At 38.4% G+C, this 21,021-nt stretch carries 22 protein-coding genes; 17 read left to right on the top strand and 5 right to left on the bottom strand.

Annotated features, from left to right (window positions below; all coding sequences use genetic code 11):
* Window positions 1-18 precede the first annotated feature (18 nt).
* Window positions 19-498 carry a GNAT family N-acetyltransferase gene (locus NSQ77_RS11965; RefSeq protein ID WP_339226223.1) on the bottom strand — a complete coding sequence of 160 codons (480 nt, stop codon included), beginning with the start codon at window positions 496-498 and terminating at the stop codon, window positions 19-21.
* 182 nt (window positions 499-680) lie between these two features.
* Between NSQ77_RS11965 and NSQ77_RS11960 the strand changes: the two genes are divergently transcribed.
* The 5 genes from NSQ77_RS11960 (at window position 681) to NSQ77_RS11940 (ending at window position 3,955) form a co-directional block, all read left to right on the top strand.
* Window positions 681-905 (top strand): DUF1659 domain-containing protein, encoded by a 225-nt coding sequence (locus tag NSQ77_RS11960; protein WP_339226222.1) that lies wholly within the window; start codon window positions 681-683, stop codon window positions 903-905.
* Between the two features lie 37 nt (window positions 906-942).
* Window positions 943-1,161, top strand: coding sequence for a DUF2922 domain-containing protein (locus NSQ77_RS11955; protein ID WP_339226221.1), 219 nt, complete (start codon window positions 943-945; stop codon window positions 1,159-1,161).
* Between the two features lie 75 nt (window positions 1,162-1,236).
* Window positions 1,237-1,401, top strand: a complete 165-nt coding sequence (locus tag NSQ77_RS11950) for a YvrJ family protein (RefSeq protein WP_339226220.1) — start codon at window positions 1,237-1,239, stop codon at window positions 1,399-1,401.
* 341 nt (window positions 1,402-1,742) lie between these two features.
* Window positions 1,743-3,095 (top strand): branched-chain amino acid transport system II carrier protein, encoded by a 1,353-nt coding sequence (gene brnQ, locus NSQ77_RS11945; protein ID WP_339226218.1) that lies wholly within the window; start codon window positions 1,743-1,745, stop codon window positions 3,093-3,095.
* A gap of 215 nt (window positions 3,096-3,310) precedes the next feature.
* Window positions 3,311-3,955 carry a hypothetical protein gene (locus NSQ77_RS11940; RefSeq protein ID WP_339226217.1) on the top strand — a complete coding sequence of 215 codons (645 nt, stop codon included), beginning with the start codon at window positions 3,311-3,313 and terminating at the stop codon, window positions 3,953-3,955.
* Window positions 3,956-4,012: 57 nt separating this feature from the next.
* On the opposite strand, the gene NSQ77_RS11935 is transcribed toward NSQ77_RS11940, so the two are convergent.
* Window positions 4,013-4,228, bottom strand: coding sequence for an L-lactate permease (locus NSQ77_RS11935; protein WP_339230996.1), 216 nt, complete (start codon window positions 4,226-4,228; stop codon window positions 4,013-4,015).
* The gene (locus NSQ77_RS11930; protein WP_339230995.1) at window positions 4,228-4,407 is read right to left on the bottom strand and encodes an L-lactate permease; all 180 of its coding nucleotides are present in this window, start codon (window positions 4,405-4,407) and stop codon (window positions 4,228-4,230) included. The genes NSQ77_RS11935 and NSQ77_RS11930 overlap by 1 nt, the downstream gene beginning before the upstream one ends.
* A 677-nt stretch (window positions 4,408-5,084) precedes the next feature.
* On the opposite strand from NSQ77_RS11930, the gene NSQ77_RS11925 reads away from it, so the two are divergent.
* Window positions 5,085-7,445 (top strand): polyprenyl synthetase family protein, encoded by a 2,361-nt coding sequence (locus tag NSQ77_RS11925; protein ID WP_339226216.1) that lies wholly within the window; start codon window positions 5,085-5,087, stop codon window positions 7,443-7,445.
* A 307-nt stretch (window positions 7,446-7,752) separates the two neighbouring features.
* Window positions 7,753-8,349, top strand: coding sequence for a class I SAM-dependent methyltransferase (locus NSQ77_RS11920; RefSeq protein ID WP_339230994.1), 597 nt, complete (start codon window positions 7,753-7,755; stop codon window positions 8,347-8,349).
* A 205-nt stretch (window positions 8,350-8,554) separates the two neighbouring features.
* On the opposite strand, the gene cyoE is transcribed toward NSQ77_RS11920, so the two are convergent.
* Complete coding sequence (gene cyoE / locus NSQ77_RS11915; protein ID WP_339230993.1) at window positions 8,555-9,451, bottom strand: heme o synthase; 897 nt, start codon at window positions 9,449-9,451, stop codon at window positions 8,555-8,557.
* A 157-nt stretch (window positions 9,452-9,608) separates the two neighbouring features.
* On the opposite strand from cyoE, the gene NSQ77_RS11910 reads away from it, so the two are divergent.
* From NSQ77_RS11910 to NSQ77_RS11880, 7 genes are all read left to right on the top strand, one after another.
* Window positions 9,609-10,214: a TetR/AcrR family transcriptional regulator gene (locus NSQ77_RS11910; protein ID WP_339226215.1), complete on the top strand. Its 606-nt coding sequence runs from the start codon at window positions 9,609-9,611 to the stop codon at window positions 10,212-10,214.
* A gap of 170 nt (window positions 10,215-10,384) precedes the next feature.
* Entirely contained in the window at window positions 10,385-10,690 is a 306-nt protein-coding gene (locus NSQ77_RS11905) for a hypothetical protein (protein ID WP_339226214.1), read from the top strand.
* Between the two features lie 214 nt (window positions 10,691-10,904).
* Entirely contained in the window at window positions 10,905-11,441 is a 537-nt protein-coding gene (locus NSQ77_RS11900) for an N-acetyltransferase (protein ID WP_339226212.1), read from the top strand.
* 464 nt (window positions 11,442-11,905) lie between these two features.
* Entirely contained in the window at window positions 11,906-12,601 is a 696-nt protein-coding gene (locus tag NSQ77_RS11895; protein ID WP_339226210.1) for a response regulator transcription factor, read from the top strand.
* A complete protein-coding gene (locus NSQ77_RS11890; RefSeq protein ID WP_339226209.1) occupies window positions 12,594-13,598 on the top strand; it encodes a sensor histidine kinase in 1,005 nt (334 codons plus the stop codon). Before NSQ77_RS11895 ends, NSQ77_RS11890 begins: the two co-directional genes overlap by 8 nt.
* 100 nt (window positions 13,599-13,698) lie before the next feature.
* Window positions 13,699-14,460: an ABC transporter ATP-binding protein gene (locus NSQ77_RS11885; protein ID WP_339226207.1), complete on the top strand. Its 762-nt coding sequence runs from the start codon at window positions 13,699-13,701 to the stop codon at window positions 14,458-14,460.
* Complete coding sequence (locus NSQ77_RS11880) at window positions 14,450-16,402, top strand: ABC transporter permease (RefSeq protein ID WP_339226206.1); 1,953 nt, start codon at window positions 14,450-14,452, stop codon at window positions 16,400-16,402. The genes NSQ77_RS11885 and NSQ77_RS11880 overlap by 11 nt, the downstream gene beginning before the upstream one ends.
* Window positions 16,403-16,729: 327 nt before the next feature.
* On the opposite strand, the gene NSQ77_RS11875 is transcribed toward NSQ77_RS11880, so the two are convergent.
* Window positions 16,730-16,984 carry a YesK family protein gene (locus NSQ77_RS11875; protein ID WP_339226205.1) on the bottom strand — a complete coding sequence of 85 codons (255 nt, stop codon included), beginning with the start codon at window positions 16,982-16,984 and terminating at the stop codon, window positions 16,730-16,732.
* A 241-nt stretch (window positions 16,985-17,225) separates the two neighbouring features.
* On the opposite strand from NSQ77_RS11875, the gene NSQ77_RS11870 reads away from it, so the two are divergent.
* The 3 genes from NSQ77_RS11870 to NSQ77_RS11860 all read left to right on the top strand — a co-directional run bounded on the left by NSQ77_RS11870 (window position 17,226) and on the right by NSQ77_RS11860 (window position 20,922).
* On the top strand, window positions 17,226-18,035 hold the full coding sequence (locus tag NSQ77_RS11870; RefSeq protein ID WP_339226204.1) for a YitT family protein: 810 nt from the start codon (window positions 17,226-17,228) through the stop codon (window positions 18,033-18,035).
* A 416-nt stretch (window positions 18,036-18,451) separates the two neighbouring features.
* Window positions 18,452-20,203 carry a sensor histidine kinase gene (locus NSQ77_RS11865; RefSeq protein ID WP_339226203.1) on the top strand — a complete coding sequence of 584 codons (1,752 nt, stop codon included), beginning with the start codon at window positions 18,452-18,454 and terminating at the stop codon, window positions 20,201-20,203.
* Complete coding sequence (locus tag NSQ77_RS11860) at window positions 20,191-20,922, top strand: LytTR family DNA-binding domain-containing protein (protein WP_339226201.1); 732 nt, start codon at window positions 20,191-20,193, stop codon at window positions 20,920-20,922. Before NSQ77_RS11865 ends, NSQ77_RS11860 begins: the two co-directional genes overlap by 13 nt.
* The last annotated feature ends 99 nt before the right edge of the window (window positions 20,923-21,021 follow it).

Here is a 21,021-nt window from a genome sequence, read left to right as displayed (position 1 = left end):
ACCTGTAATCTTATTATTTTACGATAATTCCTTTATATACCAAACTTCCATTGCATTATGTTCCGAGCCTTCCAGTGCTTTTTCAAGCTGCTGAAAGCCTAATTTGCTGTATAGGGCATTAGCTGCTTCGAGTTTCTTTAACGTCTCTAGGTAACATTGTGTATAATGCCTTTTTGCGTAATCGATTGCTACCCTCATTAACTCCCTCGACAGACCCATTCCTTGAGCAACAGGTGTAATGTAAAGCTTTTGCAACTCGCATATCCCCTTTTTCTGTCCAAATGGGGCAATACCCACACCGCCTACGACTTCATCCTGTTCATTCACCGCAACCCAATACTTAGCATTTTTTTGTTCTTTGTAAAATTGCGCCAGACTGCTCAACTGGGGGTCAAAATAGGCTGTTCCTGGGATATCTAAGTTAAATGACTCCAATGAGCGTTTAATTATTCGCTCCATTTTCTGATTATCTTTTTCTTCAATTTCACGAATCCGCATAGTTTTTTATTCCCCCCTATTCTTCATCTTTTAGTGTAAAATGAGGATTTTTAATTCATTTTAACACAGAAGCTTTCACGTTACCCATTCTCTTTGAAAGCAGCAACCTTATATAAAATTAGAAATTTCCACCCCCTAAACTCATTTTCCTTCGATTGTAATTGTGAATGGAGGTGATAAACATGGCAATTGCAGATCTAACAAAATCTTCCCTGCAGCTTGTGCTTCAAGATGGGACTGATTCTGAGTCCGGGTCTCCTATTTTAAAGAACAAAAGCTTCAACAATGTCAAAACAAGTGCAACAGCAGAGCAATTACTTACCATTGCAACAGCTTTTGCAAGCTTGCAGGAACGCCCATTGCACACGATTAACCGCCGTGATACAACAGACATTCGTGAAGGGTAGGTTGTGAAAAAATTCTATACAGAAAGGAGCGTAGATCATGCGCCGATTAGAGCTGAAATTTACCAATCAGGACGGGAAAACTGTTACGTACACATTGGATAAGCCGATTGAACCAGCTGATCCTGCTGCTATTAATGCAGCAATGGATACAATCATCGAACAAAATGCCTTCACATCGGGCGGCGGCGATTTAGTTGCTAAGCATAGTGCACGTATTTCAGAAAGCACGGTCGAAGAAATCGACTTAGGGCAATAATCTTGTGAATATGACCAGTGGCAAATCACTGGTCATATTCCTATTTTCAAAAGCTGATATAAGGAGGAATAAATTATGGAAGCGTGGATAGCTTTTCTGACCGAAGTTGGATTCCCAGTTGCCGTTACGTTTTATTTACTGCACCGCATCGAGGGAAAGCTGAATCAGCTGATAGCATCGATTCATGCACTGCCAGAAAAAATGGACAAACTAAAAGCCTATTACAAAGACCAAGCATAATAGACGTACTCTCAGCGTACCTTTTTCAATATAAAGGGCGCGCTGAGAACTTTTTTTTCAAAAATTAAGAGAATACAAAGCACGAAATCAATAAATAAATTGCATAATAGGTATTAATACTTTTTATAATCGTATTGAAAGAAAACTACTACCGGCATCGACAGTTACATTTTGTCATGCCCTTCAGCACATCAATAATAAATCGACGTGAATACAAAAATAAAAGCAGACTAAAGAACCCTATATTAAAACGTGTGAACATTCCGTTCCTTTTATTGCTATAGCGAACCTCTAAAAATGGTGTTAAAATAAATGAAATTCATCAAGAGGGAGCAACAAGTATGCAACAAAAAATATCATATTCTACCTATTCTATTATCGGCACGATGCTGTTTGGAATGTTCTTTGGTGCGGGTAATTTAATTTTCCCAATACAGATGGGACAACTAGCCGGCACGAATTTTTGGCCAGCATTAATTGGTTTTCTTATAACTGCAATCGGTCTTCCATTTATAGGGATTTTAGCATTTGGTTTATCCGGGAGCAGCGGATTACGACAGTTAACCAGTCGAGTCCATCCACTATTTGGAGTTGTTTTCTCCGTGGCACTTTACTTAACCATTGGGCCATTTTTTGCTATTCCAAGGACAGCGACGGTACCTTTTGTAGTTGGCTTTGAGCCATATATCAACCCAGCATATGGCAGTTTATATCTGGGAATCTTTAGCTTTTTATTTTTTGCGATCGTCTATTATTTCTCTTTGAACCCAGCAAAAATTATTGACTATATCGGCAAATATTTAACCCCTGCATTTTTAGCGTTTTTATTTATCTTAATCGCCATTGCTATCGTTAAACCAATGGGACAATTCGCCAGACCAATTGGTGACTATAGCAGTTTAGCTTTTATAACAGGATTTAAAGAGGGTTATAACACGATGGATGCTCTAGCGTCTCTCGCGTTTGGTATTGTTGTAATCCACGCAATTAAGGGACGAGGTATCACCAATCCAAAGGAAATTGCAAAGGTCACATGGAAATCAGGCCTTTTTGCTATGGCGTTAATGATGCTGATTTATGGACTTATTACGTATATGGGGGCTTCAAGCGTATCAGCCATCGGTACATACGATAATGGCGGTTTAATCTTTGCCGCAGTGGCTCAGCATTATTTCGGATCATTCGGGACCATTCTATTGGCTATTATTATCGTACTAGCTTGTTTAAAAACGAGCATTGGACTTATTACTGCTTGCAGCGAGTTTTTTAATCAACTATATCCAAAAATCAGCTATAAATTATTCGTTCTGGTACTATGTCTGATGTCATTTTTCATTGCCAACTTTGGTCTAACGAATATTATTCAATATGCGGTGCCTGTATTAATGCTGCTGTATCCTTTAGCGATTGTTCTGATTATATTAACCCTTTGTTCTTCATTATTCGAACATAAGCAACGTGTTTACGCAACTGCATTGCTCCTTACTTTTTGCGTTAGTCTTTTTGACGGCTACAGCACGTTAGTCGATAGTTTGCCAAGCGCTTCTTTCAATTTGTTCGAATCCATTAAAATGTTTTATATGGATTATTTACCACTTTACGATATTGGGCTTGGCTGGATGTTACCAGCTATAGTTGGTGCCGTTATAGGCTTCTTCTGGCCAATGCGCTCTAAAGAAACTGCTGTTCAATAATGCTGGTTGTATACTAGCTTAGAAGACTCTTAAGCTAGTATACAACCTTCTATTTCTGAGATGAAGCACTCCTTTACATATAATTTCGCAAATTGATCTACCGTTTTAAAAACAATCTGGCTTTTTTTCCATACATCTTATATATCAAATTGATTTTTCCCTTCAAATCGTATTTACTTAAAATAACGATATCGAATGGAGGAATCTTTTCAATTATGGGGTTACTACTCAACTATCAATGGGAAATCTTTATTGCATTAGAAGTTATATCTGGATTATCGCTTCTCATCTTTGGAGTTGTTCGCTATTTTTTCAACAAGCAAAGACTTAGCCTGCTCTTCCTTCTTTTATTTATCATCCTACTAATTCTAGAAGCTCTCTTAGGTCTATTGATATACCGAGAAACTGGAGAGATTTCTACCTTTTTAATTATCATTACCGTTTTTGTTATCTATGCATGTACATTTGGAATCTTTGATTTTATGAAGCTTGATCGATGGATGCGACAAAAAATTGGCGGGTGGCGAGGGGTACAGCTGCTCACAGAAAAGGATATTCGCATCATAAACAGACAAAAGGACCCGAAATATATTGCTAAAAAATATCGCCGGAGTTCTACTGTTCATTTAATTATATTTGCCAGTGTACAAGCAGTATTTTGGATTTATGGAACAGGAGGTACTAGTGAATTGCTAGACTATCTGAAAGACTTATCCTGGATTGGAACGGATAATGCTGCTGAGACACCGTATGCAAATGATACGATTTATAGGATTTCGATGATATGGGGACTTGTTTTTATTATCGATTTTATCTGGTCATGGTCATATACCGTTTTCCCAGCCAGTAAGAAGGGTTGATGGTGCTTTAAAGCTTAAAATCATCGATGAAGTCTCCTTGCTCCATCGATGATTTCTTTAACCTCCTATAAAATGCAATAATACAGTCACAGCTGAAACGCCGACACCTGCAAGCAATGCGAAGATGAGCGTAATCTTATACACTTCAGATTCCCTTCCTTGTGCGTTCGCTGTACTTGTTCCCAATACAATATTGGCTGGTGCAAAGACATTACCAATTGCTCCACCTGTTGATTGTCCAGCGATAACGAACGGCAAGGATAAGCCTTCCATCAAATCACAACAGATCCATGCAATGGCGAGAACAGCACATTCGATGATGTATTCGATAATGTCATAAAGGCACCAATAATTCCAATGACATTTGCTAATCCTGCATAAACAGCTGGTGGTGATACTTCCGCAATTCCAAGAGCAAGTACATTTGTCTGTCCTGCATTTTCCATAATCATCGTCAACGTTAAAAATCCAGTTATTGCTAGTGATGCCCCTAGAGTATTATCCTTTAAGCCAAAAAATACATCCTGTATGACAAATTTGCACTCCCTGTACTTTTTCCCCCAATCACTTTCCATAAAAACGTTAAATTTAAGGACTTTAGTTTTACTTAGGGAGTTTTACATGAGAGTAGAGACTGCACGCTTCTCTGATAGGTGGCGATCCTGCGGGAGTATGGTATGTGCTTTTTGCGCAGAGCTTAATCGCTATAAATAGATGATGTCGAAAAAACTCTGCTCCAAAAAAAGATGAATCTTTTTTCACCCTTAGCACGTATTTAAATAGGGTTATACTGTTATAAGTAAGGGGAAAAATTAAACATGGGTACTCATCCAAAATGTCTAAAACTTACAATTCCAAAAACCAGGAGTGAATGGATATTGGGATGGTATTGGCTTCTCAAGTTATCATAGGAATTATAAACCAGCGTAAAATAAAGTAAAACTTCATTCAGAAGAAACAGTGCCCCTTGAACAATATCAGGAATTTACGGACTGTTTAACCCGTCACTTGTCCGGTTCCCTTCCATCACATGAAAAGGTAGGGTATTACAGCCTGTTAATGCATGATAAACTAATATTGACCAAATTTTTTATATAGAAAAAACCAGGAATTCGAGGTAAGTAAATATATGAGTGAAAAAACAATCATTAATGGGGACAATGCTTATCATAAAGCAGAGCAAAGAGCCAAGGCCTATTTTAATTCCCTAAAAGAGCAGCATGCTAATCGATCATATGTACACGCATTAATAAAGGATTTTGAAATATGGAAACAGCATCATGTTCAGCGCCGCTCGTTATTGTCCACCTTAACAAATAAAAAACAGCTGGATGACTACAAGTTTATCCAATCATTAAAGATGACGGGAAAATTAGATCCGTATCTGGATCGAAGCATCTCCTATATCTTCATGCGGGACATGGGGCATGCGCTTGACTCTCCTGCTACACAAAAACGGATTGGGCGTGTTGTCGATCGATTAAAAGAACAGCTTACGAGGAAACAGGCGAATCAAGATAGCATGTTCAGCATGACAAAATTGTACCGGATGGCAGAGAAGAATGGGATTGAGTCAACATTCATTTGGGTAACGGAAAAGCTAAATAAAATTACCGACAATATTCCAGAGGGTATGGATGCCGAAGAAGCGCAACGTAAATTAATTAAGATAATAGCTGGATTAGTCATGCAGGCAATAGAGGAAATGGGAGATGACATCATACCGGAAGAAAAGTCCGCCAAACTTGAGCAAGCAATTCGACTAGGCTATGCCTATGGTCTTACCTATCCGTTTATAGATGATTTACTCGACTCCAATGTATTGTCTGAGAAAGAGAAAAATCGCTATTCCGAGCTGATCCGAGCCACACTCGTCACAGGGATCGTTCCCCCGTTAGGTGAATGGACAGGGAAAAACGGGAAGCATATGCGCTTTATTCATTCCGAGCTGAAGGCTGCGTTTGAATTGATTCAGGAAAGTCTTCCCGCTGAGGACTGGGAAGCTTTCCTCGAACAGGCTTATGTTTTTTATCAATCACAGGAAGTCGAGCGTATAAAGGATTTAGCAAATAAAACATATACGAATGAAGAGCTGTATCTTCCGGTTATTTTAAAATCGTCGGCATCCCGTCTAATCGTTCGTTCAATTATTGATGCTTCTGAGGATGCCGGGATCGATCAACGGACATTTTATTATGGGATATACAACCAGCTTGCAGATGATTTTACCGATATGGCAGATGACCGGCAAGGCGGCAGAGTAACACCATACACCTATTACCTGGAGCATCATAAGAAGCGGAAGGATTTGATTAATCCGTTTGAGCTTTATTGGACGGTCATCGCCAACTTCATTCACAACGTATACAATTCTGATCCTAAAGCACGTGAAGTGATTTTATCTCGGGCAATTAATAGTTTGAAACGATTTAAAGCAAAAAAAGGAGATCAAAAATACGGGCAAGTGATGCACCTTCTTTTCTCAGGGGTTCCCGCGTTACAGCATACTGTCGATGATCTCGTGCAACATGCAACAGACGTGGAATTTTTTGATAAATTGATCCGTGATCGTATGATTCGTAACTTAAGACAGGATCGAGAGGAAAGGGATGCATTTGTCGCACTCGCACGACGTCTGCGCGAAGATTTAAATACCATCTTGCCGATTTCTCAGAAAGAAAAAAATGCCTTGCTTGATGAGTCAGTCATCGAAGCTGCAAATTATAGCTTAGGCAGCACAGGAAAAAGACTGCGCCCAATTATTACAGGCTTCATGAGTGTCGAGGAATATGGCTTGGATAAGAAATCCATCCAGCCGCTGCTAAAGTCGTTGGAATATATGCATACCGCTTCCTTAATCTATGATGACTTGCCAGCTCAGGATAATGCAGATGTTCGGAGAGGTAACCCCACCTTGCATCAGGTATACAATACGGCTACTGCAGAGTTAACCGGTCTTTATTTAACACAGCAAGCAGTGGCAGAGCAGGCATCTCTTGAAAACTTTGATACTAAAAACGTCCTCCAGCTTATTCACTATTCGGCAAATGTGACGGCTGACATGTGCCGGGGGCAGGCTATGGATTTACAGACAAAGGGAGAACATCTCACACTCGAGCAATTGAATGAGATGTGCTTTTATAAAACAGGGCTCGGGTTCGAAGCTGCCCTTATGTTGCCAGCAATTCTAGCAGGTGCAAGTGAATCTGAAAAAGAGGCATTAAAACAATTCGCACGCCATGCCGGGATTGCCTTCCAGATTAAGGACGACTTGCTCGACGTGGAGGGTGATCCATTTGAACTTGGTAAATCTCCATTTAGAGATAAGGAAAATAACAATTCCACGTTCGTCTCCGTTCTCGGGGTAGAAGCCGCAAAAAAAGAACTATGGATGCATTATTGTTTAGCGATGGAAACGTTGCAGACCTTAAACCATAAAGATCCATTTTTAAAGCATGTGTTGGATTATTTTGTCCACCGTGGGTATTGAACTTGGCGCAAATATGTAACATGACTAGCAAATTCCAAAGGGGTTTGTTAGTCATTTTTTTAACCAGATAACTAGGGAGGCACAATATAAATTGCAGGAGATGCTTTTTATTGTCTTTCAAGAGGATGAACCTGCTGGATTAATACTCGGCGGTATCAGAGCTTTTGATGGGTACAAAAACTTAAGAAGTTGTAATTTATGTGTATGCCTAGAATATCGTGAAGAAGGTGTGAGACAAACATCATTCCACTTGTTTGTTGTTTATGTAATGAACATGCATCAATTCTTAATAATAAAGGAGCAGCATATGGAAAATAACGTTTTTGAACAGCTTGCAAAAAAATATGATACAGAAGAAAGAATGGAATTAGCTAAGATTATCGTAAAGGAAGTAAGGGGCGCATTACAAAATAGTAAATCAAAATCTTTAATTGACTATGGGAGCGGGACTGGCTTAATCGGCTTAGAATTATCAGATTTAGTGGATTCCATTTTGTTAGTGGATTCATCTGAACAAATGCTGGAGGTTGCACAGGCTAAAATTCCCCGCAGAGAAATTACCAATGCAAACGTACTTTACTCCGATTTTACGCAGGAAGTTCCTAAGTTTAAAGCAGACATCGTTTTAATGTCTTTAGTCCTGCTTCATATTCCAGATACACAGAAAATTTTGCAAGCATTGTTCAACATTTTAAATGATGGCGGTAAGTTAATCATAATTGATTTTGATAAAAATGATAAAATTAATCATCCAAAAGTTCATAATGGTTTTTCGCATACGGAGCTAAAGGAAAAGTTAGCTGAAGCTGGATTTAAATCAACTGAAATGAAGACCTTCTATCACGGAAACAGGATTTTTATGAAGCAAGATGCATCTATGTTTATTTCCAGCAGTATCAAGTGATTTGCCTTCTATTTCTTTGTTCCCATAGGTTCTAAACCAAGGTTTTGGCCGTTGAACATGATGAAATGTTCAACGGTACTCCCTCTTGGCGTGACTGGTCCATTATATATTTCTTTGTTAAAATTTATAACATGCTTTGACCTGATAAACGATTTTGCGATAATATGCACACGCCCTAGTAATGCTTATAGAGAAATAAGGACATTTATAAGTCAAAGAGAATCCCCATCAGGGAATATATAATGACAGTTGAAAAAAGAATTGTCATATGGATTAATGAATAAATAAACATGGCTTTTGCCCATCTCTCCGAATCCATCTTTTTATAGCCGAATATACTTAGCCCCAGCCATATAAGACTTAATAGAAGTGCCACTAACATAAGCCCAATGCTTAAAGATCCAAATAGAAAACTTATTGCAACTAGTATTATTAAATATACGTTAGTTTGTATATATGCCCTCTTAATTCCTTTCACAACCGGCAGCATGGGTACATTTGCAGCCGTATACTCATCATGCTTCCGAATAGCTATGGAATAGAAATGCGGCATTTGCCAGATAACGGTGATGACAAACAGTCCAAGAATAGCTGGGTGTGTAATGTCTGGATAAATAGCAGCCCATCCAATAAGTGGCGGCATCGCTCCAGAAATACTACCAATCTCCGTATTATAAACGGTTCTTCTTTTACTCCACATCGTATATGGGAAAACATAAAAAAATAAACCTAGAAACCCTAATAATGCTGCCAAGGTAGTTGTTAATGCAAGAAACGCTATTCCTGAAACAGACATGAAGATACCAAGCCATATTGCTGCTTTCGGCTTTATTTCTCCTGTTACAGTTGGTCTGTTTTTAGTTCGCTTCATGATGGAATCTATATCCCTGTCATATACATTATTGAAAGCTCCTGCTGCCCCAATTACGAATATAGAACCAATAAAAGCAAATATAATCTCAGGCATCTTCTCAAAAATACTGATTTGATAAGTATATAAGGACAATGTTAATCCAGCAAACATTGGAATAAGGTTTGATTTAATAATCCCTGTTTTAATTGTTTTGGCTAAAATGTTTGTAAAATGCTGAATCTGATTTATTGCTCTCTCCCCCTTTTTTCTTGCTTATTTTACGATTTCACAACGCCATATAAATGTTCTATTATAATAAAAAATAATTAAATATACCCTAAGTTATTTATATACTATATGGTATATTAATTCTACAGGGTATGATTGTCAAGAAGGAGGAAAAGGAATGGTTAGACAAAGATTAACACAAAAGGAGCGGAAGAAAGAGACACAGAAGTTACTTTTACAGTCAGCCGTTGAAATTTTTGCCGAATTTGGCTTTCACAGAGCTTCTGTTGATAAAATTGCAGAGCATGCTGGCTTTAGTAAAGGGGCTGTTTATGCTAATTTTAATTCCAAAGAAGATCTCTTCCTGGCTCTATTGGAAAGACAAATACATTTACATGCTAACCACATTCATCAAGTAATAGACCAACAGGAATCACTTTCAGATTTTATCGAAAAAATGGATACATATTCTTTTTCTGCTAGAGAAGAAAATCGAAGGTGGAATATGCTACATATGGAGTTTCTTCTTTATGCAATGCGAGATGAGTCAGTCCGTAAGAAATGGTCCAACATAATCATTCAATCGGTCGAGCAAATTGCCAGATCCATTGAAAAATTGCTGGAGAAGGGAAAGCATAAGCTTACTCTTTCATCAGAGGAAGCTGCATGGACTATTCTTTCATTAGAAAATGGTATCGCTATATTCCATTATATTAATGAAAGCAGAGTTCCTTCTGATTTATACGGAAAGGCATTAAAAGAAATGTTTGTTACCCGACAATAGGTTTCTGTTCATCAATAGTGAATAAATACGAAACCTCTCTTATAATAAAAACGTATTTCAGTATAAAGAATACATGGGTGAAGATCCCCAATAATGTGTTAACCTAACAAAAGAATTGAGGTTTAAGATTGTTAAAAATTTCAATTGATTTATATTGGGGGGGGATACTGTTGAGAAAAACTACTGCTGGCATACTTGTAAGTTTCATTTTGGCAATTATATGCGGAGTATTCGGCCAAGGTATAGCAGACTTTTTGAATGAAAAGTTCCCTGGAATATTTCCAATATATTATTTATCTGCCGTAACGATATTAAGTGTATTTCTATTTTTGATTTCTATTGCTTTAACATATTTGCAATATAAGAAACTGAGAATGAAAAAGGAAGAGATGGTTTCTTTTTCAATAGTAATCATCGGGTTTGGGTTTCTTATTACTTGCTGGTCTCTATTTGTTTTAGCTATGTGGTGGGGATAATACCGGGGATGATTATATTAACGTTTTCATAGTGTTTCAGCAATAAGGGGGATCGAAGTTGGGGCTTATAGCATCCTTAGTTTCTTTTTAATCATTTTTGCTATTATAACTACGTGATTTGGAAAAAGAAAATGGTTTAGTTTAATACAGTTATATAAAATAATTAAGATCCATAAACAAAAAATGATGTTTACAGAAATAGGAGTTGTCAACCATGAACCTTATAATTGAACAAGAACAAGACACGGATTATGAATTAACGGAAGTCGTTGTAAAGACTGCCTTTGAACATGCAGAACATAGCGATAAAAATGAACATAAACTAGTATCCCGACTTAGAAAATCAGATGCTTTCATTCCGGCATTATCTTTAGTGGCAAAGGAACAAGACTCTAACAAAATTTTGGGTCATATTCTTTTATCTGAAATCACAATCCGTAATGACCACCAAAGTGCTGAATCACTTGCCCTCGCCCCTGTTTCTGTCTTACCAGAATATCAAGGAAAAGGCATGGGCAGGCAATTAATTTCCGAAGCATTGAACAAAGCGCGGAAACTTGGATATAGCTCGGTTATAGTATTAGGACATCCAGAATATTATCCGAAGTTCGGATTCAAAAAAGCATCGCTTTGGGGGATAAAAGCACCTTTTGAGGTACCAGATGAAGCATTTATGGCAATCGAATTAAGTGAAAATTCTCTTTGTCATATTTCAGGTGTTGTTGAATATTCAAAAGCGTTTTTTGAATAAATGGCTTAAAAAGAGCATCAATCAGTACAATTCGAGCTGTTAAAACAGATTGATATAAATAGATAGTCAACAATATAAAAACCGCTTGGTGCGGGAACACCAAACGGCTGTGCAATAACCCTTTAAGGGGGAGACTCGATAAGCAAAGCAATTGATAAACCACCTTCACTAGCTGTCAGGCTCAACAAGGGTGGTTATTTTTTATGGTTAAATGACAGAATAGCTACGATCAGAATTCCGAAAGAAATCATCAGATAAACTGTCTCGACACTGTCATTGGCAACACCCCCTTTCAAAAAAGAGAGCGAGCCACCACCCATGAAAAGACTTATGTACTTAAATTCATTATATCATGTTAATTAAGCTGTCATAAAAATGAAACTAGTCACCCCAAATCCCTAGCACCCCCCTTCCTTTTCCGATACAATTAATACAGAACGCAATAAAGAAATGTGGTGGCTTGCTTGTTTAAAATTATGCTCGTTGAAGATGATGCTTCCTTATTTAACGAAATTAAAGAACGTTTATCCCAATGGTCTTATGATGTGTACGGTGTTCAAGATTTCAATTATGTGATTCAGGAATTTACAGCAGTGAAACCTGATCTAGTCATTATTGATATCCAATTGCCGAAGTTCGATGGGTTTCATTGGTGTCGCATGATCCGCTCACATTCTAATGTCCCAATTATCTTCCTGTCCTCACGCGACCACCCGACAGATATGGTGATGTCCATGCAGCTCGGTGCAGATGACTTTGTCCAAAAGCCGTTTCACTTCGATGTACTCATTGCAAAGATTCAAGCAATTCTTCGCCGTGTGTACAATTACAATAACGAACAAACGGAGTTGCGGTCATGGTGTGGTGCAACGGTCGATTATATGAAAAACACCGTCAGCAACCATCTAGGAAGTCTTGAATTAACGAAAAATGAAATGTATATCTTGAATGTTTTAATCGAGCAAAAAAATCACATTGTCACTCGTGAAGAACTTATTAAACGTTTATGGGATGATGAACGTTTTGTCAGTGATAATACATTAACTGTTAACGTTAATCGACTGCGTAAAAGCTTGGGAAAGCTGGGGTTAGGACGCTTTATTGAAACAAAGATAGGACAGGGATATATCGCCATAGAAGAGGCCTATCCGCATGATTAGAAAATATATGAATGAAAGACGAAGCTGGATCATCCTCTTTCTTTCCCTGCAAGCCCTTATCCTGGTAATCGCTTACCTTGACGCCTCTATCCCATTACAATCGATTTTTTACATTGTTTTTTTGAGCTTTATTATTTTCATTCTTTTTTTGATAATACGTTATCAGAAAGAGACATCCTTTTATAAGGAATTAGATATGCTGGGTAATGGTTTTGATTTAATCAGCTTGGAGGAAGCGCGGACACCATTTGAAAAAATAACAGAAACACAACTAACCGAGCAAGCCAAGTACTACAAAGAATCGTTATCAGATCTGCTTATCAGTATCGAGCAGGAAAAGGATGATCTATTAGGTTGGATTCATGAGGTGAAAACACCATTAACGACAATGCAATTAATGGTGGACCGCCTGGAAGATGAACGGTTAAAAACGCAGTTAAATAATGAATGGCTACGAATTCACCTCCTGCTCGATCAGCAGCTCCATCAGCGTCGCATCCCTTTTATTAAAAATGATCTCTTCATCGAGGTCACTGCTTTGGAGCCGCTCCTATACAAAGAGATAAAGGATTTAAAATCATGGTGTATGCAAAAAGGAATTGGATTTGATATTTCCTTACAGAAACCTGACGCTCTGACCGATGCAAAATGGCTTTCATTTATGGTTAGGCAGCTGTTAACAAATGCTGTTAAGTACAGCAAAAACTCGGATATTCTTATTTCAAGCTATGAAGAAGATGGCCAAGTGAAGCTTGCAATTCAGGATGCTGGACGCGGAATTGACCCAAGAGACCTTCCACGGATTTTTGACAAAGGTTTTACCTCTACGACAAGTCACCATGACAATGCTGCAACTGGCATGGGACTTTATTTGACCAAAAAGGCAGCCGCCTCTTTAGCAATCGAAATCGAGGTACAATCAACAGTTGGGGAAGGCACGACCTTCACCTTAACGTTTCCCAAAAAGAACGCATTTGTACAAATAACAGGCATGTGACAAAATTGTCATATGCTTTTTCTTTTTGTTCGGTAAATCGAAGGAAAGAACTATAGGAATCGATTAAGCTAATACTAACGAATAAATTAGGAGTGGGAACATGCATATTCTGCAAGCAACTAAAATCCATAAAAGCTATGGAAATAAATTCAATAAACAAGAAGTGCTAAAAGGCATCGATATGGCCGTAGAGAAAGGTGAATTTGTTAGTATTATGGGAGCGTCTGGTTCCGGTAAAACGACCTTGCTCAATGTATTATCCTCCATCGACGAAGTCAGTCAAGGGTCGATTAAAATTGAGAACACTGATTTTACACGGATGCGGGAAAAACAATTAGCCGAGTTCCGCAAGCAGCATTTGGGATTTATTTTTCAAGAGTATAATTTACTAGATACTTTAACCGTTAAGGAAAATATTTTATTGCCATTATCCATCAAAAAGACGCCAAAAAAAGAAGCGGATCGTAAATTTCAAACGCTAGCTGCAGAACTGGGGATTGCCGAGTTAAAAGATAAGTATCCAAATGAAATCTCGGGCGGGCAGAAGCAGCGTACATCCGCAGCTCGTGCATTCATTCATGAACCGAGCATCATTTTCGCAGATGAACCAACAGGGGCACTCGATTCCAAAGCAGCCTCTGATTTATTAAATAAATTAAGTGACTTGAACGAAAAGCTTCGATCAACGATTATTATGGTAACACATGATCCGGTTGCCGCAAGCTATTCTTCTAGAGTCATTTTTATTAAAGATGGTCAAATTTATACGCAGTTAAATAAAGGCGACGAAACAAGGCAAACCTTTTTCAAGGATATTATGAAAACACAAAGTGTATTAGGCGGGGTTCATCATGAGCATTAATCACTTGATCTACCGAAACCTAAAGAAAAACCTGAAAAACTACTATCTCTATGTATTCGCCTTAATCTTTAGTGTCGCGCTTTATTTCGCGTTTGTTACCCTGCAGTTTGACCCGGAAATGGATGCGGTTGAAGGATCGATTAAAGGAGCTGCTGGAATTCGAACAGCTTCCATCGTTCTTGTCGGTATTGTTACGATTTTTCTATTATACGCAAATACGATTTTTATTAAACGACGAAGTAAGGAAATTGGATTATTTCAATTGATTGGTATGACAAAGGGGAAAATCTTTCAAATTCTTACGCTTGAAAATCTCATCTTATACTTTGGTTCACTTGCCATCGGGATTTTCATTGGCTTTGCTGCTTCGAAGTTTATTATGATGATTTTGTTAAACGTTATTGGCATTGAGCAAGTAGCAGATTTACATTTTTCAACCGAGGCCTTAATCCAAACATTACTGGTCTTTGCAGCGATTTACTTTTGCATTATGATTATGAACTTACTATTTATCAAAAGACAGAGCATTCTAGCCTTATTCCGCGTTCGCTCATCAACAGAAGCGAGGGCTAAAAAAATGTCAGCCTTTGAAATGATTGTTGGTATTATTGGAATTGGACTTATTATTCTTGGCTACTTTGTCTCAACGAAGCTATTCAGCGGCGACTTTGTCACATTTCCACAGTTAATCATTGCGATGGTAAGCATCCTAGCCTCTGTCATTATTGGAACATATTTATTTTATAAAGGGAGCGTTAGCTTTATCCTTCATCTCATTCGAAAAAGTAAGGGCGGCTATTTAAATCTGAACGATGTTCTATCCCTTTCATCGATTATGTTTCGAATGAAGTCGAATGCATTGCTTTTAACTATCATCACTACGGTGTCTGCCCTGGCGATTGGATTATTATCATTAAGCTATATCTCCTATTATTCAGCAGAAAAATCAGCAGAACAAAGTGTGCCAGCACATTTTTCGATAGGAGCTGCAGAAAAAGCAGAAGCATTTAAGGCTGCATTAGATACAGAGAAAATCGCTTATGAAGAAACGAAAATTGACGTCGTTCAAGTTGATGTGGATGTTTCACAAATCATGGAGACAGATTTCAGTGAATCAGAAATGGTAACCGACCCAAATAAGATGACCTTATCTGTAGTCAGCGAGGATGCTATTGAAGGGATTGATGTATCTTCTGAAGAAGTTATTTTTACTGGTTACAGTGGGGTTCTCCAGCAGTTTATTTCATTGAAAGAATCTGGCGAGGTATCCTTCATAACTCCTAACGAAGAAATCAAGCAAGATTTTCTAGGCTTACGTGAAGGAAACATCCTTTCCTATAATTTTACCGCTGGTGGTTTACCAACGGCTATTGTTGATAACGCAACACTCAAAAGATTAGTACAAGACGTAGATCCGGAAATTCAAAATCAGCCACCAGTCTATATTGGAATTGATATTGAAAATCTATCCGAAGTAGCAGAAGCTAATGATATCTTCCAATCGTTAATCACAGACGATGATGGCATGAGCCTTTCCCGGCTATCCTTATTCCAAAGCCAAAAAAGTGCAATGGGGCTCATTATGTTTATCGTTGGATTTCTGGGCTTAGCCTTTCTCATCACCTCTGGCTGTATTCTATACTTCAAGCAGATGGATGAGAGTGAAGAAGAAAAGGCTAATTATACAATCCTAAGAAAACTAGGTTTTACACAAGGTGACTTATTACGAGGTATATGGCGAAAGCAGCTCTTTAACTTTGGTATTCCATTAATAATCGGATTAAGCCACAGCTATTTCGCCGTTAAATCTGGCTGGTTCTTTTTCGGTACAGAATTGTTGACACCGATGATTATCGTCATGCTCATCTATACGGCACTGTATTCTATTTTCGGCATATTGTCGGTACTGTATTATAAGCGGGTGATTAGAGAATCCCTCTAGAGAACAGCATCCCTTTTCCCTACTAGGATAACCTAAAAAAAGTATAAAAAGTGGGTGTAAAATGGAAAAAATTTTTTTCATCGTTGCAATGCTCTCATTTGCAGGTGCTATAATCATCTTTATTACAAGCATTTTAAATAATGGCATAAAGGGTATTTTTAATACAGGACGAAACTCATCTAAATGGATGACCATCCTGTTTAGTCTGTATATTATAAGTTTTATTATTTACCTTGCTATTTCTAAATGATACGAAAAGCAGTGAACCTCTTTACAGGTTTCACTGCTTTTCAATTACACTTTTGTAAGATGTGTATTATTCAACCGTCATTTGTTTAAAAGATAGCGAAACCCGATTATTAGGAAAACAATAATGGAAGCTAAATAGATAGAAAGGCTGACAAAGCCCAGCCCCATTCCTTCCCATCCCCCAAACATCAAGCTGATCACAACGAGTACGACACTTAAAATATTGATTATAATCGGAACCAGCAGCTTTTTCTCTTTAAAAAGTAACGCAATAAGTAAAATGACAATTATGAAAATAAGTATCATTATAATGAAACCACGAAAACCCTCCATCTCTTCCCCCTCCTATATGGCTAACCATTTCAAACAATCTTCTTGACCCAAATCTTACCACACTCCTAAAGTACCTTCTAGAATCATTCGGAAGAATAAATTCATGATTTCGTAACAAATAGCGAAAACTAAGTTAAAAAAGTGCTGACAACTGCTGTATTTTCAGATAAGATGTTGTGGTGGTTTAAAACGGTCGTCTATCATCTAGAATTCACACCATAATTTTAGGAGGTTCCAATAAATGAAAAAAAATATAATGGTAATCGCTGGATCCCTGCTGGTGGCAATAGCCTTTAACTTTTTCCTTGTGCCATTTGAAATTTTGAGCAGCGGTGTTAGCGGAATTTCCATTTTACTTGGGTTGCTCACACCATTTGATACGGGAGTGTTTAATCTTGTTTTGAATATCCCAATTCTTATCCTCGGCTATTATAAACTTGGAAAGGAAATTACCATAAATACGCTCGTTTGCGTTGTAACACTATCCATCTTCTTATACGTATTACCCGTCATAAGTCTGACAGATAATATTTTGCTATCTGCCATTTTCGGAGGTGTGCTTGGCGGTATTGGGATTGGTGTCGTTATGAAATTCTCCGCCACGTCGGGGGGGTTCGATATTATCGCAATGATTATTTCACGAACCAGTAATTTCAGTGTAGGATTACTGCTTACTGGAATGAACGGCGTTATAGTCCTTTTTTCCGGTATGATTTTCGATTGGAACATTGCATTATATACACTGCTATCGATTTATTTAACCGGCAGAATGATTGATAAAATTCACACGAGTCATATTAAATTAACGATGCAGATTGTTACTACTAAGGGTGAAGCAATACGCCAGGAATTACTGAAATCCATTTACCGAGGCATTACGATTACGGATGGGTATGGCGGCTACACCAACGAGTCAAAGCAAATTTTGATGATGGTCGTTACCCGCTATGAAACCTTAAAAATTAAAGAGATTGTACGATCACATGATGAAAAGGCCTTTATTAACGTATTTGAAACTGTTGAGATTGATGGTGAATTTGCGAGGAATTGATCATATGAGGTCAAACAAACCGCCCCCTGAGTGAGGCGGACTGTTGTACCAGCATCATCATATTGCATAAAGTAACGAAATGCCCATCCAAATCCGAAAGCAATAGGTTAGTGATTATATCGGTTTTAAAAGGGGATTTCTTTGCTGATTTCCTCTGTGCCTTAATTGCACTGCTGACAGTAGATTAGAAATCTTGGCATTTACCATGCTTTTAGGTGAATGCCTTTTTATACTGCCTTCCAGACCTCTTTAAAATTTATAAGCTATTAATTATATAAAAATCCAGAGCATTCACATATAAGAAAAGTGTAATGCAACCCCTAGCGCTTATTCAATTTTCAAACATATGGGAAGCTGTTATACTAATTGAAAACCCTTACTATAAATTGAAATTCATTTGTAAAAGGAGGCTTTCGATGTTCGAACTATTGGTTACTTTGATAGAACGCGTTGGAATTATTGTAACAATCGCCTTTATTTTAACGAGATTTCATTTTTTCTGGAACATGTTTTATCAAGACCAGCTCAACCGGAAGCAACAGCTTACTGCGATTATTTTCTTTGGCTCCTTTGGGATTATTGGTACCTATACAGGATTGAGCTTAAGCACAGAAAGCCTTCAATTTAACCGCTGGGCAACTGATTTGACGACAGAGGAAGCAATCGCCAACTCCAGAGTAATTGGTATTGTAATCGCTGGTCTGCTCGGCGGCCCTAAGGTCGGGATTGGCGCAGGGCTAATTGCTGGACTTCATCGCTTTACATTAGGTGGTTTTACAGCCATTGCCTGTGGAGCAGCTACCATCATCGCAGGCATTCTCTCTAGTCTTTTTCATAAAAAAAATAAGCGCATAAGTCTGCGCAGCTCCTTTCTGATCGGTGCACTAGCAGAAACGATTCAAATGCTTATCATTGTCCTTGTCGCACGTCCTGTGGAGCAAGCATGGGCTTTAGTGAATATAATCGGTGTTCCAATGATCATAGCGAATGGGCTGGGCACTGTGCTCGTTCTTTTAGTTATCAAAAGTGTTCTCAGTGAGGAGGAAAAAGCTAGTGCTCTACAAGCTCAGAAAACTTTACGCATTGCAGATAAAACACTTGCACACCTGCAAAGCGGGCTCCACATCAATTCTGCGGATGAGGTCTGCCGTATTATTCATAACGAACTGAAAACAAGTGCTGTTTCCATAACAAATAAAACCGAAATTCTTGCACATGTCGGTCTTGGACATGATCATCATCAAAAAGAAAAGCCCATTCAGACACAGATTACCCTTGATGCGATTAAACGCGGTGAGATTCTTATTGCTAATCCGGATTCAATTCATTGTTCGGTGGAAGGCTGTCCACTTGGAGCCGCCGTAATTGCACCGTTAAAGCAGCGCGGTGAAACAATTGGCACGTTAAAATTTTACTTCCAGTCTGAAAATGATCTTTCGAATGTGAATATTGAACTCATTACCGGATTAAGCTCGATGATGAGTCACCAGCTTGAAGTGGCACAGGCAGATCGGGCATATCAATTAGCCAAAGAAGCTGAAATAAAAGCACTGCAAGCACAAATTAGCCCGCATTTTTTATTTAATACGTTAAACACAATTGTGTCACTGATTCGTCTTGATCCAGCTAAGGCTCGGAAAATGCTTGTTTCATTATCGCATTTTTTGCGGCAAAATTTATCTGCTACAACCCAGGAAGTGACGACACTGGAACAGGAACTGAGGCACGTCAAAGCTTATTTATCATTAAATACAGAACGTTTTCACAATAAATTAACAGTGAGTTATACGGTCGACGAGGATATACTTTCATATCAAATTCCCCCGCTTACACTCCAGCCAATTGTTGAGAATGCAATCACCCATGGATTTAAAGATAAAGAAAGTGATTGTAATCTGGAGATTGTGATGGAAATGCAGCAGGAAAGCATCTATGTCAGCGTCGAGGATAACGGAAAGGGAATGAACAATGCTGCAGCAGCCAAGATACATCAAGCACCCACTGACTCTGAAAACGGAAATGGCTTAGCACTTTATAATGTTAATCGCAGGCTGAGTATGATGTTTGGCGAGCACGCAGCACTTCACGTAACAAGCACTATCGGCAGCGGTACGAAAATTTATTTTGCGCTGCCGTATGAGGAGGTACAGAAACAATGGATCAGTTAATCCGGGTACTTATCGTTGATGATGAACCATACAACCGAAAAGAACTGAAGCATTTATTAAGTGACTTTCCCCAGGTAAACCTGATTGAAGAAGCGGAATCCGGGGAAGCCGCTATTATGAAGACGATTCAGCATCAGCCGGATGTCGTCTTTCTTGATGTGGAAATGCCAAAAATGAATGGTATGGAGACAGCTAAAGCAATCAAGGGACTCAAAAAGCCACCCTTGATCGTCTTTGCTACTGCATATCCACAGTTTGCAGCCGAAGCCTTTCGCTATGATGCTGTGGACTATTTGCTTAAGCCCTATGATGAAGAGCAATTGCAGGAAACAATTGAACGGTTAGAAAAAAATCTCAAGCCAGCAACTGACACTGACACAGCAAAGTTAACCGGAAAACTTGCTGTAGAAGCAGAAGGAGATATTTTCTATGTTGAACCAGAAGATATTTTATATATGTCTAGAAGCGATAAGCGAACCAAGCTCATTACCAAGAATGGCGAATTTGAAACTAAGATCGCCCTTAAGGATTTAGAAAACAGACTGCTGGCCTATGGTTTTTTTCGAATTCATAAGAGCTTCTTAATCAACTTAGAGTATGTCAGCCGCTTAACTCCGTGGTTTAACGGGGCTTACCACCTACAATTAGAAGGCAGTGACGACACTCTATCAGTGAGCAGAAATTATGTAAAAGCATTGCGCAGTCGATTAGAAATTTAGCTTGCATCTTAATCCAGTCAACCTGCATGATAATTCAACATAATTACCTGTTATGCCTGATTCTCCCCTCCTGCTCTATGAATCTTTTATACTATTATG

This window comes from Oceanobacillus sp. FSL K6-2867, assembly GCF_037963145.1.
In the GTDB taxonomy this organism is placed as follows: domain Bacteria; phylum Bacillota; class Bacilli; order Bacillales; family Amphibacillaceae; genus Oceanobacillus.
The sequence above is the reverse complement of the archived record's forward strand: the minus strand, read 5'-3'. Positions and strand labels throughout refer to the sequence as shown.